The organism is Pantoea phyllosphaerae, assembly GCF_051025595.1.
GTDB lineage: Bacteria > Pseudomonadota > Gammaproteobacteria > Enterobacterales > Enterobacteriaceae > Pantoea.
Genome location: NZ_JBPFDE010000017.1, coordinates 33,805 through 48,609 on the forward strand (window position 1 = coordinate 33,805; position 14,805 = coordinate 48,609).

Here is a 14,805-nt window from a genome sequence, read left to right on the forward strand (position 1 = left end):
GCCGCTTTGTCTATAGTTAACAGATTGCCCGCTACGGAGATGAGGATGAGCACGATAAAACGCCCGATCGAGGATCACGGCATCATTGGCGATCTGCGCACCTGCGCGCTGATCGCCAACGACGGCACCATTGACTATCTCTGCTGGCCGGCGCTCGACAGCCCGTCGGTGTTCGCCGCGCTGCTCGACAGTGACGACGCCGGGCTTTTTTCGCTGGCGCCGGAGTGGGAAAATGTGCGGCGCCAGCAGCTCTATCTGCCGGATACTAATATTCTGCAGACGCGCTGGCTGGGTGCGGAGGGGGTCGCGGAGATCACCGACTATATGCCGATCTGCGACGACGCCAAAAAGCAGCCGCGCCTGGTGCGCCGTATCAAAATGGTGCGCGGCAGCGCCTGGTTTAACATGCGCTGCGCGCCGCGTCACGACTACGCCCGCGCCGAAACCCGCGCGCAGGCCGCAGGCGACTGTATCGACTTTTATGCCGAGAACCAGCCGACGCTGCGGCTCGCCGCCACCGTGCCGCTGACCTGTGAGGCGGACGCGGCGACGGCACGCTTTGAACTCCAGTCGGGCGAGCACGTCGAATTTGAATTCGGCAACCAGGAAGACGCGCGCATCGGCGACGTCGCCACGGAAATCTGCTTTGAAGAGACCATCAACTACTGGCGTCGCTGGAGCAAAAAAAGCACCTACAGCGGACGCTGGCAGGAGATGGTGCAGCGCTCGGCGCTGGCGCTAAAGCTGCTGACCTCCAGCCAGCACGGTTCGATTGCCGCCGCCGCCACCTTCGGCCTGCCGGAAGAGCTGGGCGGCGAGCGCAACTGGGACTATCGCGCCTCCTGGATCCGCGACGCCTCCTTCAGCATGTACGCGCTGATGCGCCTCGGCTACGTCGACGAGGCGAAACATTTTACCCGCTGGGTGGGCCGCTGCGTGGAGAACAGCCACCACGACGAGATGCGCCTGCAGGTGATGTATCGCCTCGACAGCGGCGTTGAGCTGCATGAGATGGAACTGCTTAACCTCTCCGGCTACGCCGACTCGCGGCCGGTGCGCATCGGCAACGACGCCTGGCAGCAGACGCAGCTCGATATTTACGGCGAGCTGATGGATGCGGTCTACCTGGCGAACAAGTATGGCGAGGCGATCTCAGAGCGCGGCTGGCAGCACGTGTCGCAGATGATCGATATGGTGTGCGAAAGCTGGAACCAGCCCGACGCCGGTATCTGGGAGATGCGTGGCGAACCTGAGCATTTCCTTCACTCACGCCTGATGTGCTGGGTGGCGCTGGACCGTGCGCTGCGCCTCGGCATGAAGCGATCGCTGCCGATGCCCTACGCCCGCTGGGACAGCGCGCGCAGCGAGATCCGCGCCGATATCTGGCAAAACTTCTGGAACGCCGAGCGCGGCCATTTCGTCTCGACGCGCCACGGCGACCATCTCGACGCCTCGATGCTGCTGATGCCGCTGGTGCGCTTTGTCGGCGCGACCGATCCCGAGTGGTTGTCGACGCTCGACGCCATCAAGCGCGAGCTGGTGAGCGACGGCATGGTGCGCCGCTACAATATTGATGAGACGCCTGCCGACGGGCTGACCGGTTCGGAGGGCTCTTTCGGCGCCTGCTCTTTCTGGTATGTGGAGTGCCTGGCGCGCGCCGGACGCATCCACGAGGCGCACTTCGAGTTTGAGAAGCTGCTGAGCTATGCCAATCCGCTGGGCCTGTACGCCGAGGAGTTCGACAGTCACGGCCGCGCGCTGGGCAATACGCCGCAGGCGCTGACCCATCTGGCCCTGATCAGCGCCGCTTTTTTTCTCAATCGCAAGCTGAGCGGCGAAGTGACCTTATGGCAGCCCTGACCGGCTTTGTTATCGCGGCAGGGAGGCCCGATAACACAGCTGGATACCTAAAGTCTGCGATGGCTGCTAAAATCCTGATTCACAACATCGAAACAATGCCCATATAATGTGCAGCCGGCCACGCTGACCGGTACGGGTTCGATAAACTGACAAGCCTGCTAACAGGCCATAACGACTTGTAAAATATGAAAATGATTCGCGCGTTCGCTTCAATGGCTCTGGCGCTGGCTGCATTCAGTCAGTCCGCCTTCGCTGTGGTTTACCCTTTACCAGCCGCCAACAGCCGTCTGGTTGGGCAAAATATTGAGATTACCGTCCCTCAGGACAACAAACTGCCGCTGGAAGCCTTTGCAGCGCAGTACCAGATGGGCCTCAGCAATATGCTGGAAGCCAACCCGGGCATGGACGTCTACCTGCCGCAGGCTGGCAAAAAAATGATCATTCCGCAGCAGCTGATCCTGCCTGACGCCCCGCGCGAAGGCATTGTGATCAACAGCGCGGAGATGCGTCTTTACTACTATCCGAAAGGCACCAAAACCGTTGTGGTGCTGCCGATCGGTATCGGCGAGCTAGGCAAAGACACGCCGATTAACTGGACGACTTCGGTACAGCGCAAGAAAGCGGGCCCGACCTGGACGCCGACCAAAGCGATGCACGCGGAGTACGCCTCGCGCGGCGAGAACCTGCCGGAGGTCTTCCCGGCCGGTCCGGACAACCCGATGGGCCTTTATGCGCTCTATATCGGTCGTCTGTACGCCATCCACGGCACCAACGCTAACTTCGGTATCGGCCTGCGCGTCAGCCACGGCTGCGTGCGCCTGCGCGCCGACGATATCAAATGGCTGTTTGAGAACGTGCCGGTCGGCACGCGCGTGCAGTTTATCGACCAGCCGGTTAAAGCGACGGTGGAGCCGGACGGTTCGCGCTACGTAGAGGTGCACAACCCGCTCTCGACCACCGAAGAGCAGTTCAACTCGCGCGAAGTGGTGCCGATCACCCTGACCTCTGCGGTGACCAAAGTGATCACCGACGCCAGCGTCAGCCAGGATCAGGTCAACGCGGCGATTCAGAGCCGTACCGGTATGCCGACTAAAGTGAACGGCGTTGCCGACAGCGTGCAGACTGCGCCAACGGAAGTGCCGGAAGCGCCGAACGCGCAGCCGAAAGAAGCGCCGATGACGCCGGTGACGCCGCAGGGCGCGAACATGGTCGATCCGAATGCTGCATCGCAGGCGCAGCCTGTTGCTCCGGCTCCGGCTCCGGCTCCGGTTAATAATCCTTCGTAGTATTATCCCCGGCCACCGTTAAAAACCCGCTTTTAGCGGGTTTTTTTATTGGCTTACGGGATATCATTCCCTCTTTGACGCTTATTCCGTTTTATTTAGCCTTCCGCCAGCGATCCTTAATTAAACAACTTAATGACTAAACGCAGCAGCGCTTAGGCTTGCTTTGCCCTTTCGCCTTATGTCTGGCACCCGTGGCTTCTTCTTCTTTTATGCCTGCCCCCAATTGCCCCCCTCTCTTTTTCCTTTTCATAGCACAGGTGAATGCAATGTCTAGCCGGTAAATATAATTAACGCGCTTTTCTTTATTTATGCATTGTGCATATCCTGAGAGGGGATTATTTATAAGTTGCTGATAAAGATGCATATTAACTTCTACCTGGCCGATAAAAAGGACAAGTAAAGTTATAACAGCGAAACGTAAAAGAACAGACATTTACAATATAACCCCCTGCTGGCAAGCGCATCCCTTAACCGAGCCGATAATTTGTTTCATCGTATATCGCTCAAAAAAAATCGAGACGGTGAAATTAGCGTGCTGTCTATTATTTCATATACTTTGACCTTATTCCCTGACGGAATAGAACCTGATTTCAAATTTTATCTATGGCAGCGCAGCTGTCGCCACGACAGCGTCGCAATACAGGAGAAATTAACATGGATCAAACCGCATTTTTAATCGGCTTCTCAGTCATGGCCATTGCGTCGCTGGTTATTTACGCGACGGGGGGCAAAAATTTTCCCGCTCGTCACCATACCCTGATGCACGCGGCGGTGCCCTTTATTGCCGCTACCGCCTACCTGGCGATGGCATTTGGATTCGGCAACCTGCTGTCAGACAACGGCAGCACGGTCTATCTGGCGCGCTACGCTGACTGGAGTATTACCACGCCGATTTTACTTGCCGGGCTGGTGATGCTGGCTTTTCACGAGCAGGGGAAGCCGGGCGAGATGGGCGGCTTTCTTACTGCCATTATCGTGCTGGATGTCATGATGATCATTACCGGGTTGATCTCCTCGCTGGCTGAGACCGCGACAGCGAAGTGGATCTGGTATCTCTGGTCCTGCGCGGCTTTTCTGGGTGTAATCTACCTGCTATGGGGACCGCTGCGTGCGATGGCGGCAGCACGCGGGAACGCGCTGGCGGCGGCCTATAACAAAAACGTGGCGCTACTCACCCTGGTATGGTTTATCTATCCCATCGTGTTTCTGGTCGGGCCGGAGGGCCTTAAAATCATCACCGATCCGACCTCTGTATGGGCATTTTTAGTTCTGGATATCATCGCTAAGGTGTTTTACGCCTTTTATGCGGCAGCGAACCTGGAAAAAGCGTTGCGCAACGGCAAGCAGCCGGGTGCGCTGCGCTAATGAGCCAGGGGCTGCGGATCGGCAGGTGGCTGCTCGGGGGAGCCGCACTGGCGGCCTCTCTGAGCCCACTCTTCGTGCAGCTGGCTTTTGCGGTAGCGTCCACAGGCATTATCGGCATGGCGCACGGCGCCAGCGATCTGGCGGTGGTAAAGCGCGATCGTCAGCAGCTGTTTCTGGCTGGCTATGGGCTGGTCATTGTGCTCTGCTTGCTCTGGTGGCACTGGGATCCGGCCGTGGCGCTGCCGGGATTTCTTCTGGCCTCGGCCTGCCATTTTGCACTGGAGGATGCTCCACAGGGCACGATAACGGAACGCCTGGCCCGTGGCGTCAGCATGATAGCAGCGCCCGCCGCCCTTCACCTGTCCGCGTACGACACTATTCTGCGTCAGGCGGGACTAAGCTCATCCATACCTGACGCAGCCATTTCAGGCATGGCTTTCGTAGGGGGAATCTGCGCCACTGCGCTGGCGATCGCCGGTGTTCTTCGCCGCGACAGACGCCTGGTGGCTGGAATGGTGGCTCTGCTGGTCCTTCCCCCGCTGGTTGGATTTTCGCTGGGCTTTCTTATTCTGCATGCGCTGCCGCAAACTCGGCTGCGGCGCGAGCAGTTAAGCTGCGCCAGCTATGGCGGCTATCTGCGTGCCGTCTGGCCTGTTTTGAGCGGGGCGATTGTGCTGGGCACCGCAACGCTCTTTATAATGCAGCCTGCAGACAGCGCAGGCATGCGCTCGCTGTTCGCCGCCCTTGCCGCGCTGGCTATCCCCCACATGCTGATTACGCCCTGGTTTGAAGCGCGTCGTCAGACGTAATTTTCAGGTACGGCCCCTCACCTCCGCGGCCTTCTCAGCGCCAGCCAGCCCGCCACAACGGTAAACGCCAGCACCACCAGCACCAGAATCAAAAAGCCGTGCGGATTGCCCGCCAGCGGGATGCCACCGACGTTCATGCCGAAGAAGCCGGCGACGATATTGATCGGCAGCGCCAGCACGGTAATCACGGTTAACAGAAACAGCGTGCGGTTGCTCTGCTCCATCAGGCGCGCGGCGATCTCCTCCTGCAGCAGCCGGATGCGCTCCATCAGGCTGGCGAGGTCGTTAAGCACCACGCTGAACTCCTCGGTAAAGGCGCGCAGCTCGCGCAGGGTATCGCGGTTCAGCCAGGCGGGCGGACGATTCAGCAGGCGAAACAGCGCGGCGGGCTCTGGCGCCAGCAGGCGCTGGATGCGCAGCAGCATGCGGCGCAGCTGCCCCAGCTCGCTGCGGTTCGCCTTGATCGCCGGGCTGAGCAGCCGCTCCTCAATCGCGTCCACCGCCAGGCTGGTGCGCCGCACCACCTGCTCAAGCTGCCGCTCCTGCTCGCCCAGCAGGCTGAGCAGCATCTCCTCGGCGTTGCGAAAGGCGCACGACTGCAGGCGCTGGTGCATGCGTTCGATCATCGCGACCTGACGATAGCGCGCGCTGACCAGCAGCTGGCGACGGCACCAGATCCAGAGCGTGGCGTTCTGCGCGCTGGGCTCTTCTTTACTAAAGGTGACGTCGTTAAGGATCGCCATCAGCGCCTCCCCCTGCTCCGCCAGCCGGGTGCGCGACGAGGCGGAATGGATCTCTTCGAAGAAATCTTCATCAACCTGAAAATGGCTCTGAACCCAGTGCTGGGCGCGAGCGTGATTGAGGTTGATATGCAGCCAGAGAAACTCGCCGTCGCGGCGCGGGCGCTCTCCGGCCCGCACCGCTTCGCGCGCGTTCAGGCGGCGCGGCGGCGCGTCGGGCGACATCAGGTAGCCGTGGATTAAACCGGCGACCTCGTCGTCGAAATCGGGTTTATCAGGCGCAAGCAAGAGCTCAGAAACCATGGATGGCGTAACTATCAGAGCGGACCAGATCCACAGCCTGATGCAGAGTGATGACAGAATAATGACAGCGACCAGGCAACATCATTGTTCTGTCATATAAAGCGCGTATCCCTGCCAGTAATGGGTGCGGACAGGGCGCGCCCGCCACTACCCACCGAGGTGTTTATGAGCGAAAACAGCTTATCGTCATCCCCATCGGTTGCCGGGCGTCCCAACCTGACTGGCAAGCGTAACCGCTTTTCAAAACCGCTGTTTCTTATCCTGCTGGTCGCCGGGCTCTCTTTTGCCGGGTTCAACTTATTCAGCGACGTGCAGGAGACCGACACGCCGGTCACCAGCTACGTTCCTTTCTTTCTGCTCGGCCTGGCGCTGGTGATCGCGCTGGGGTTTGAGTTCGTTAACGGCTTTCACGACACCGCCAACGCGGTGGCGACGGTGATCTACACCCACTCGCTAACGCCCGGCGTCGCGGTGGTCTGGTCCGGGCTCTGCAACTTTCTTGGCGTGCTGCTCTCCAGCGGCGTGGTGGCGTTCGGCATTATCTCGCTGCTGCCGGTCGAGCTGATTTTGCAGACCAGCAGCGGCGGCGGCTTCGCCATGATCTATGCGCTGCTCTTCTCCGCCATTATCTGGAACCTGGGCACCTGGTATCTCGGCCTGCCCTCCTCCTCTTCCCATACGCTGATCGGGTCGATTATCGGCGTGGGCGTCGCCAATGCGCTGCTGCACGGCCGCAGCGGCATGAGCGGCGTGGCCTGGGATCAGGCGATTAAGATCGGCTATTCGCTGATCCTCTCGCCGCTGGTGGGGTTTGTCTGCGCCGCGCTGCTGCTGCTGGCGATGAAGGCGTTTATTCGCAACCGCGATCTCTATGAAGCGCCACAAAGCAGCGAGCCACCGCCGGTCTGGATCCGCGGCCTGCTGATCCTGACCTGCACCGGCGTCTCCTTCGCCCACGGCTCCAACGACGGCCAGAAAGGCATGGGGCTGATTATGCTGATTCTGGTGGGCACCATGCCGATCGCCTATGCGCTGAACCGTTCGCTGCCGCCGGATCAGATCCCGCGCGTGGCGGCGCTGGCCCAGGTGACGGAACACCAGCTGCTGCAGCTCCAGCCCGCCAGCGCCCGCCCGCCGGTAGCGCGCGACGTGCTGACCGACTATGTGCGCACCAATCAGATGAACCCCAACGTGCTGCCCGCGCTGGCGCTGACGCTAGGCGATATCAGCGAGCAGATCCGCCGCTACGGCTCCATGGAGAATATTCCGGCGCAGGCGGTGTCGAATACCCGCAACCAGATGTACCTGACCTCGGAGTCGATTAAGCATATCCAGACCAATAAAGTGGCGATGCCGGAAGAGACGCAGCGCAATCTGACGGCGATCAAGCAGGAGCTGGACAGCGCCACGCGCTTTATTCCGATGTGGGTGAAGGTGGTGGTGGCGATTGCGCTGGGGCTCGGCACCATGGTCGGCTGGCGCCGCATCGTGGTGACCGTGGGCGAACGCATCGGCAAAACCCACCTTAACTACGCCCAGGGCGCCAGCGCGGAGCTGGTGGCGATGGCGACCATCGGCGCGGCGGACAGCTTCGGCCTGCCGGTCTCCACCACCCATGTGCTCTCGTCCGGCGTAGCGGGCAGCATGGCGGCCAACCGCTCCGGCCTGCAGCTCGCCACGCTGCGCAATCTGGCGATGGCCTGGATCCTGACGCTGCCGGTTTCCGTATTGCTGGCCGCCGGACTCTACGCCCTCTTCTCGCAGTTCTAGTGGCCGTCGGCGCGGTGTTACGCCGCGCCGCTGTCGCGCTGCATCAGGCGCAGCGTAATGGCGAAGGCGCCCAGCACCATTATCGCCGCCGCCAGGTAGACCGACTGCATGCCCCAGTAGCCAATCAGCAGCCCCGCCACCGGGCCGGTCAGGCCGAGTCCCAGATCGAGAAATGCCGAGTAGACGCCGAGCGCCGAGCCCTGATCCTGCCGCTCCACCTGCTTCACCGCCTCTACGCCCAGCGCCGGGAAAATCAGCGAAAAGCCGCAGCCGGTCAGCAGCGCGCCGAGATCCACCAGCAGGCTGCTCTCCGCCTGCCAGATAATTAGCAGCCCGGCGCACTCCAGCAGCAGAGAGACGATAGCGACGCGCAGCCCGCCGAAGCGGGTAATGGCGCGGCTGAACAGCAGGCGGAACAGCACGAAGCCAAGGCTAAACAGCGACAGCGCGAAGGCGGCGCCGCCCCAGCCGCGGCTGGCGAAGTAGAGGGTAATAAAGGTTGAGATAACGCCGAAGCCGATGGTGCCGAAGCCGAGCGCCAGGCCGAACAGCCAGACGCGCGAAAAAACGCGATGAAACGGAATGCGCTGTCCCTGACTCACCTCGACCGCCGGTTTGCGGCTCGCCAGCAGATAACCGACAACGCCCATCAGCGCCACCAGGCCAGCAAAGCCGCTGATGCCCATTCCCTGGTTCAGCATCACGCCGAGCGGCGCGCCGATCGCCATCGCCAGGTAAGTGGCGACGCCGTTCCAGGAGATGACGCGCGCGGTCTGCAGCGGCCCGACGATGTTCATGCCCCACAGCGTGGAGCCGGTGCTGCTGAAGCTTTCGCCGACGCCGAGAAACAGGCGTCCAGCCGCCAGCAGCAGCAGGCTGACCAGCGGCCAGTCGCGGCACAGGGCGGCGATAATGGTCATTACGCCGCTCATGCCGCAGAGCAGCGTGCCGAGCATCACCACCCGCTTCGGCCCCAGGCGATCCGCCAGCCGGCCCGACTGCGGACGGCTCAGCAGCGTGGCGAAATATTGCAGGCTGATAATCAGCCCCGCCACAAACGAGCTAAAGCCGAGCTGGTTATGCACGAAGCCCGGTAGCACCGCCAGCGGCAGCCCCACGGAGAGATAGCAGAAGAAGGTGAAGATCAGAACAGAGAGAATGCGTTTGTTGAGTTGACCGTTAGTCAGTACCGCGACATCAGACATAGCAGGCTGGCTTGTTGTGAAAAATGGCTTTCACTATACGCTTAGCCTGCTAACGGGTCGCCTGAATTTTTGTCACAGGGTCAGGGAGAGGGCCTGTCGGTCGATCGCCTCGGCGATAGCGGCGGAGTGTTTTAGCACGCGAATGTCGGTGAACAGGCCGTCTGCCTGCGGATAGGCTTAAAAAAATATTATTGGAAGTCATTTATTAATAGAAACATATCTTTTTTTTATTGTATCATGAAATTGTAAACATCAACCCTGTTTAAATAGGTAACTTATGGCAACCTGCACTTTATCTAGATTAATAACCTCAAAAAAAGTCGATAACAGATCAAAATATGAATTATTTGATGCATTTCTTAGTGATAAAGGCAGATTAATATATTCAGCACCGTTCAGACGACTGCAACAAAAAGCACAAGTATTTTCTCTTGAAAGCAACTCAGCTGTAAGAAGCCGATTGTCACACTCATTAGAGGTGGCTCACATTGGAGCATATATTTCTCATGCCATCACAAAAAAAATCAAACAAAATGAAAATAAAAATGAAGACATGAAATTTTGGATAGATAATGAAATATCTATCAATACTGTTGTTGAAACAACTTGCCTTATGCATGACATTGGTAACCCTCCTTTTGGCCATTTTGGTGAGTCAACCATTTCAGAATGGTTTCAAAATGATGTACGCCTTAGCAATATAATTGCTAAGGCAGGATTAACCAATGGTAAAGAAAATATATGCGATTGCGTAAAAGATAAATTATCTATAAAAGATTTTATTTTGTTTGATGGCAATCCGCAAGCATTGCGGATTGCCACAAAACTTCAAGGTGAGGATGGACTAACAGGTCTAAACTTTACTTTTACACAGATTGCAGCTTCTTTAAAGTACACTCATGGTGGGAAAAATTACTCCAAAAACAAAAGTAACCATCTAACATCTAAACTCGGGTACTTTTCAACCGAACAGGAAATTGTAGAAAAAGTTTGGGATGAACTAGGAATGCCTGAAAACGGAAGGCATCCTCTGACCTTTATAATGGAAGCAGCAGATGATATCTCTTATTGCACAAGTGATATTGACGATGGAATAGAAAATAAAGTTGTCACCGAAAAAGACTTCTTTGAATATATTACAACTCATACTCCACCATCTATACTTAAAAATCAGGATATATTTGACATTGTCCAAATCTGCAAAGGGATTAGAACAAATCACAAAATATCGGCCTTTACTGAATTTAAAACTAAGCTATCGTCAAAACTGGTCGAAAAAGCAGCGTCCATTTTCTCTGAGAACTTTTGCTTAATTATGCAGTTTGGTTTTCACTCACCGCTTCTGAAAGAAGATTTAGAAAGCGAAGACATTCTTTTCCTCCTTTGCCTGGTGAAAAAATTTACCAGAGAGCATATATTCAATAACTCCGATGTTGAATTAATAGAGTTGTCAGGCCATAGTATCCTTACAGGATTACTGAACTGCTACACTCCTATTTTAGAATTAAAAGCTGATGAATTTTTGAAATTAATTAATGATGAAAAAAGCAATGCTAGTAAGGTTGCAGCCAGACTAAGCAGAACATTACCCAAAAAATGTGTAAAATCTTATAAAGAACAGTTGGAAATAAAAAAACACGAAAAATTTACAGAATGGAACCTTAGAGCTCATCTTATTATCGATTTCATATCTGGAATGACAGATCAATACGCACTTGAACTTTATCAATCCTTAGCAGGAATTAAGGTGAAATAATGAATACAGTCAACTCAAGATCTCCTGTTAATGACATTATTTCCTTATCGAGACTAGATCCAATACTAGCCTCGCACCATCATGTATTTTTTTATTTTAGCAAATATAAAGACAGTCCTTTTTCGTCAGAAAGAATAACCATTGAGGTAAGCAAGAAAAATTTGAATCATGAAAAGATAGAAGAAATAATATCTTCTTTAGATGCTTCTGAAGAATTATCTGTATTATCAAAAATAAACGTAAATGGAACCATTTATCATTTACCAATGATAGATTTTTTATCAAAAAAACGTTCAAGCAAAAGCATTGATTTATCTTATGAGCTCTCACACGCCTGGAACATGAATTTAAATATTTATGATAGCGGCCGCTCAATTCATGCTTATGGCACACATTTATTAACTTTATCTCAATGGATAAAGTTCATGGGCTATCTATTACTACTAAATGAAAAATCAGGTGAAAAAGTTATTGATGTTAGATGGATAGGTCATAGATTGATGTCGGGATTCGCCTCCTTAAGAATAACCAACAATAGTGGAAGGCATAAATACTCACCTAAATATATTGGTAGTACATTATTCAATATATAGTATAAAAGCAAAGAGATAAAAATGAGAGCTAGTAAAATACTCATACCATAAATAGGATGAATAAGAGTTTAAAAAGTTTATTCAATTATTAGAAATTAATATATTATCAATTACCTCGGCAATAGCCGAGGAGTGCTTCAGCGCGCGGATGTCGGTGAACAGGCCGTCGGCCTGCGGATAGGCTTTGCGCAGGTAGCCGAGCCACTGCTTGATGCGCGCGACGTGATAGAGGCCGGTGTCGCCCTGCTTCTCCAGCCGCGTATATTTCTGCAGCAGCGCCACCACCTCCGGCCAGGCCATCGGCGCGTCGTTGTACTTCACCACCCGGCTGAGGTTCGGCACGTTAAGCGCGCCGCGGCCAATCATCACCGCATCGCAGCCGGTGGCGTTCAGACACGCCTGCGCGCTCTGCCAGTCCCAAATCTCGCCGTTCGCCACCACCGGAATGCGCAGCCGCTGACGGATCTCGCCGATCGCCTGCCAGTTAATCGCCTCGGCGCGGTAGCCATCCTCTTTGGTGCGGCCGTGCACCACCAGCTCGCTGGCGCCCGCCTGCTGCACCGCGTCGGCGATTTCAAAGCGCCGCTCGCCGGAATCCCAGCCGAGGCGCACTTTCACCGTGACCGGCAGATGCGACGGCACCGCCTCGCGCATCGCTTTCGCGCCGCGATAGATCAGCTCGGGATCTTTCAGCAGCGTGGCGCCGCCGCCGCTGCCGTTCACCAGCTTCGAAGGGCAGCCGCAGTTAAGATCGACGCCCCAGGAACCCAGCTCGGCGGCGCGCGCCGCGTTCTCCGCCAGCCATTCAGGATGCTGACCGAGCAGCTGCAAACGCACCCGCGTGCCCGAAGGCGTGCGGCTGTGATTGCGCAGCTCGGGACAGAGCCGGTAAAACGATTTTACCGGCAGCAGCTGATCCACCACGCGCAAAAACTCGGTGACGCAGAGGTCGTAATCGTTGACCTCGCTCAGCAGCTCGCGCACCAGCGAATCCAGCACGCCCTCCATCGGGGCAAGCAACACCCGCATGGCGTTACGCGGTTCCGGTTTTCTTCGCAGCCGGACGACGCGACGGACGCGCAGGCCTGTCGCCCTGTGCAGGCTGGCCCTGACGGCGCGGCTGCGGCGCGCGTTTGTCGCCCTGCGGACGTGCAGATGAGGGCGCGCCGCCCTGGCCGCGACCGCGGCCGCGCGGCTGCTGTTGCTGACCGCGACCGTTCTGAATCGGCTCCGCCTTGATGCTCGGATCCGGCTCGTAGCCCGGCACCGCCATACGCGGGATCTCGCGCTTCAGCAGGCGCTCGATATCGCGCAGCAGCTTGTGCTCATCCACGCAGACCAGGGAGAGCGCGGCGCCGGTGGCGGCGGCGCGGCCGGTACGGCCGATACGGTGCACGTAATCTTCCGCCACGTTCGGCAGTTCATAGTTCACCACGTGCGGCAGCTCTTCGATATCAAGGCCGCGCGCGGCGATGTCGGTTGCCACCAGCACGCGGATCGCGCCGGTTTTAAAATCGGCCAGCGCGCGGGTACGGGCGCCCTGGCTTTTATTGCCGTGGATCGCCGCCGCGGTGATGCCATCTTTATTCAGCTGTTCCGCCAGGTGGTTGGCGCCGTGCTTGGTGCGGGTAAACACCAGCACCTGCTGCCAGTTGCCTTCGCCGATCAGCTGCGAGAGCAGTTCCCGCTTGCGCTTCTTGTCGACGAAATGCACCTGCTGCGATACCTGCTCGGAGGCGGTGTTGCGGCGCGCCACTTCGACCTGCTCCGGGTTGTGCAGCAGTTTTTCCGCCAGCGTTTTAATGTCGTCGGAGAAGGTTGCGGAGAAGAGCAGGTTCTGACGCTTCGCCGGCAGTTTGGCCAGCACGCGGCGGATATCGTGGATAAAGCCCATGTCGAGCATGCGATCCGCTTCGTCCAGCACCAGCACTTCAATCTGCGAGAGGTCGACCGCGTTCTGGTGTTCCAGATCGAGCAGGCGGCCCGGCGTGGCGACCAGAATATCGACGCCGCCGCGCAGTTTCATCATCTGCGGGTTGATGCTGACGCCGCCAAACACCACCAGCGAACGCAGCGACAGGTATTTGCTGTAGTCGCGCACGTTTTCGCCGATCTGGGCGGCGAGTTCGCGCGTCGGGGTCAGGATCAGGGCGCGCACCGGACGGCGACCGCGGCCCGTGGCAGCCTGAGTAGAGAGTTTTTGCAGCAGCGGCAGCGTAAAGCCGGCGGTCTTGCCGGTACCGGTCTGCGCGCTGGCCAGCAGATCGCGCCCGGAAAGCACCACCGGGATCGCCTGGCGCTGGATAGGCGTAGGTTCACGGTAGCCCTGTTCAGCGACCGCACGCAAAATATCGGCGCTCAGGCCGAGAGAGTCAAAAGACATTAAGTGTGTTACTCCGGTCCGCCCTGACCGTGATTCACGGTGTAGTTTTCAGGAGGGAAAGTGGCGCCAGCCGAGGGCTAACGTGTGAAAAGGGCACAAACTACGATGCGTAAGGCAGGCAGTGTAGCAGCTTTCGTCGCGGGGTGCGAGAAAGGCAGAAATAACAAGGGCCGCCTTGCGGCAGCCCCTGATAGCGAACCCGGAAGCTTAGCTGCGCTTCTTCTGGATGCGCCCTGCCGGCTCTTTCGCCAGCAGCGAAACCAGCGCCGGCCCTACCAGCATCACCACGCCCAGCATACCGATCAGCAGGGCGTTGTGAATGTAGCGCGAGACGATAAACAGCGTCATCATCGCCGCGCCAAAATAGTAGGTGGTAGTCGCTTCTTCAAGATAATCACCGATGCGACGCAAACGAACACTACGCTGCAGGACCAGCATGGCGATAAACACCACGGCATAGGCGGCTACCAGCGTGCTGCACACTTCGATCAGAGCTTTGTGCTTCCAGCCCCAGATCAGCGCGGCAATCACCAGCGCGTGCATGGCAATATGCACGCAGGTTTGTCCAGTGATGATTTGAACACGATTAGACCATTTCATTCTTTTCTCCTGGCAGACCCAACAGGTCGCCCAAGTGCAACCGGCACAGGCCGGTAACGGTTTCCTCAATGTAAAGCAATTTTCGGATAACGCCCTAAATTTCCCTCCTTGACCGCACCCGTTTGTGACAAAGAC

At 56.9% G+C, this 14,805-nt stretch carries 13 protein-coding genes; 7 read left to right on the top strand and 6 right to left on the bottom strand.

Going from position 1 to position 14,805, the window contains the following annotated elements; translation table 11 throughout:
* The first annotated feature begins 45 nt into the window (after window positions 1-45).
* Both ACR6A7_RS18485 and ACR6A7_RS18490 read left to right on the top strand, forming a co-directional pair.
* A complete protein-coding gene (locus ACR6A7_RS18485; RefSeq protein ID WP_434126691.1) occupies window positions 46-1,860 on the top strand; it encodes a glycoside hydrolase family 15 protein in 1,815 nt (604 codons plus the stop codon).
* A gap of 185 nt (window positions 1,861-2,045) precedes the next feature.
* A complete protein-coding gene (locus tag ACR6A7_RS18490; RefSeq protein WP_434126693.1) occupies window positions 2,046-3,146 on the top strand; it encodes a L,D-transpeptidase family protein in 1,101 nt (366 codons plus the stop codon).
* Window positions 3,147-3,282: 136 nt separating this feature from the next.
* Here the strand turns inward: ACR6A7_RS18490 and ACR6A7_RS18495 are convergent, their stop codons facing one another.
* Entirely contained in the window at window positions 3,283-3,579 is a 297-nt protein-coding gene (locus ACR6A7_RS18495; RefSeq protein ID WP_434126694.1) for a hypothetical protein, read from the bottom strand.
* A gap of 221 nt (window positions 3,580-3,800) precedes the next feature.
* On the opposite strand from ACR6A7_RS18495, the gene ACR6A7_RS18500 reads away from it, so the two are divergent.
* Window positions 3,801-4,511 carry a bacteriorhodopsin gene (locus ACR6A7_RS18500; RefSeq protein ID WP_434126696.1) on the top strand — a complete coding sequence of 237 codons (711 nt, stop codon included), beginning with the start codon at window positions 3,801-3,803 and terminating at the stop codon, window positions 4,509-4,511.
* Window positions 4,511-5,320: a Brp/Blh family beta-carotene 15,15'-dioxygenase gene (locus ACR6A7_RS18505; protein WP_434126697.1), complete on the top strand. Its 810-nt coding sequence runs from the start codon at window positions 4,511-4,513 to the stop codon at window positions 5,318-5,320. The genes ACR6A7_RS18500 and ACR6A7_RS18505 overlap by 1 nt, the downstream gene beginning before the upstream one ends.
* Window positions 5,321-5,337: 17 nt before the next feature.
* On the opposite strand, the gene ACR6A7_RS18510 is transcribed toward ACR6A7_RS18505, so the two are convergent.
* A complete protein-coding gene (locus ACR6A7_RS18510) occupies window positions 5,338-6,363 on the bottom strand; it encodes a transporter (protein ID WP_434126698.1) in 1,026 nt (341 codons plus the stop codon).
* Window positions 6,364-6,528: 165 nt separating this feature from the next.
* Here ACR6A7_RS18510 and ACR6A7_RS18515 point away from each other — a divergent pair, with 165 nt between their 5' ends.
* Window positions 6,529-8,133 carry an inorganic phosphate transporter gene (locus ACR6A7_RS18515; protein WP_434126699.1) on the top strand — a complete coding sequence of 535 codons (1,605 nt, stop codon included), beginning with the start codon at window positions 6,529-6,531 and terminating at the stop codon, window positions 8,131-8,133.
* Window positions 8,134-8,150: 17 nt separating this feature from the next.
* Here the strand turns inward: ACR6A7_RS18515 and ACR6A7_RS18520 are convergent, their stop codons facing one another.
* Window positions 8,151-9,338: an MFS transporter gene (locus ACR6A7_RS18520; RefSeq protein WP_434126700.1), complete on the bottom strand. Its 1,188-nt coding sequence runs from the start codon at window positions 9,336-9,338 to the stop codon at window positions 8,151-8,153.
* 277 nt (window positions 9,339-9,615) lie between these two features.
* On the opposite strand from ACR6A7_RS18520, the gene dgt reads away from it, so the two are divergent.
* Entirely contained in the window at window positions 9,616-11,094 is a 1,479-nt protein-coding gene (dgt, locus tag ACR6A7_RS18525) for a dGTPase (protein ID WP_434126701.1), read from the top strand.
* A complete protein-coding gene (locus ACR6A7_RS18530) occupies window positions 11,094-11,687 on the top strand; it encodes a primase 1D-like protein (RefSeq protein WP_434126703.1) in 594 nt (197 codons plus the stop codon). The genes dgt and ACR6A7_RS18530 overlap by 1 nt, the downstream gene beginning before the upstream one ends.
* An 81-nt stretch (window positions 11,688-11,768) precedes the next feature.
* Here the strand turns inward: ACR6A7_RS18530 and dusC are convergent, their stop codons facing one another.
* The 3 genes from dusC to ACR6A7_RS18545 all read right to left on the bottom strand — a co-directional run bounded on the left by dusC (window position 11,769) and on the right by ACR6A7_RS18545 (window position 14,670).
* Window positions 11,769-12,716 carry a tRNA dihydrouridine(16) synthase DusC gene (dusC, locus tag ACR6A7_RS18535; RefSeq protein WP_434126705.1) on the bottom strand — a complete coding sequence of 316 codons (948 nt, stop codon included), beginning with the start codon at window positions 12,714-12,716 and terminating at the stop codon, window positions 11,769-11,771.
* Window positions 12,717-12,720: 4 nt separating this feature from the next.
* Window positions 12,721-14,070 (bottom strand): ATP-dependent RNA helicase RhlE, encoded by a 1,350-nt coding sequence (gene rhlE, locus ACR6A7_RS18540; protein WP_434126706.1) that lies wholly within the window; start codon window positions 14,068-14,070, stop codon window positions 12,721-12,723.
* Window positions 14,071-14,277: 207 nt separating this feature from the next.
* Window positions 14,278-14,670 carry a YbhQ family protein gene (locus ACR6A7_RS18545; protein ID WP_033751562.1) on the bottom strand — a complete coding sequence of 131 codons (393 nt, stop codon included), beginning with the start codon at window positions 14,668-14,670 and terminating at the stop codon, window positions 14,278-14,280.
* Window positions 14,671-14,805 lie beyond the last annotated feature (135 nt).

What these genes read in the sequence shown, in the direction of transcription:
- ACR6A7_RS18485 (WP_434126691.1), top strand. Translation starts at nt 46, where the DNA reads ATGAGCACGATAAAACGCCCGATCGAGGATCACGGCATCATTGGCGAT.
- ACR6A7_RS18490 (WP_434126693.1), top strand. Translation starts at nt 2,046, where the DNA reads ATGAAAATGATTCGCGCGTTCGCTTCAATGGCTCTGGCGCTGGCTGCA.
- ACR6A7_RS18495 (WP_434126694.1), bottom strand. Translation starts at nt 3,579, where the DNA reads ATGTCTGTTCTTTTACGTTTCGCTGTTATAACTTTACTTGTCCTTTTT.
- ACR6A7_RS18500 (WP_434126696.1), top strand. Translation starts at nt 3,801, where the DNA reads ATGGATCAAACCGCATTTTTAATCGGCTTCTCAGTCATGGCCATTGCG.
- ACR6A7_RS18505 (WP_434126697.1), top strand. Translation starts at nt 4,511, where the DNA reads ATGAGCCAGGGGCTGCGGATCGGCAGGTGGCTGCTCGGGGGAGCCGCA.
- ACR6A7_RS18510 (WP_434126698.1), bottom strand. Translation starts at nt 6,363, where the DNA reads ATGGTTTCTGAGCTCTTGCTTGCGCCTGATAAACCCGATTTCGACGAC.
- ACR6A7_RS18515 (WP_434126699.1), top strand. Translation starts at nt 6,529, where the DNA reads ATGAGCGAAAACAGCTTATCGTCATCCCCATCGGTTGCCGGGCGTCCC.
- ACR6A7_RS18520 (WP_434126700.1), bottom strand. Translation starts at nt 9,338, where the DNA reads ATGTCTGATGTCGCGGTACTGACTAACGGTCAACTCAACAAACGCATT.
- dgt (WP_434126701.1), top strand. Translation starts at nt 9,616, where the DNA reads ATGGCAACCTGCACTTTATCTAGATTAATAACCTCAAAAAAAGTCGAT.
- ACR6A7_RS18530 (WP_434126703.1), top strand. Translation starts at nt 11,094, where the DNA reads ATGAATACAGTCAACTCAAGATCTCCTGTTAATGACATTATTTCCTTA.
- dusC (WP_434126705.1), bottom strand. Translation starts at nt 12,716, where the DNA reads ATGCGGGTGTTGCTTGCCCCGATGGAGGGCGTGCTGGATTCGCTGGTG.
- rhlE (WP_434126706.1), bottom strand. Translation starts at nt 14,070, where the DNA reads ATGTCTTTTGACTCTCTCGGCCTGAGCGCCGATATTTTGCGTGCGGTC.
- ACR6A7_RS18545 (WP_033751562.1), bottom strand. Translation starts at nt 14,670, where the DNA reads ATGAAATGGTCTAATCGTGTTCAAATCATCACTGGACAAACCTGCGTG.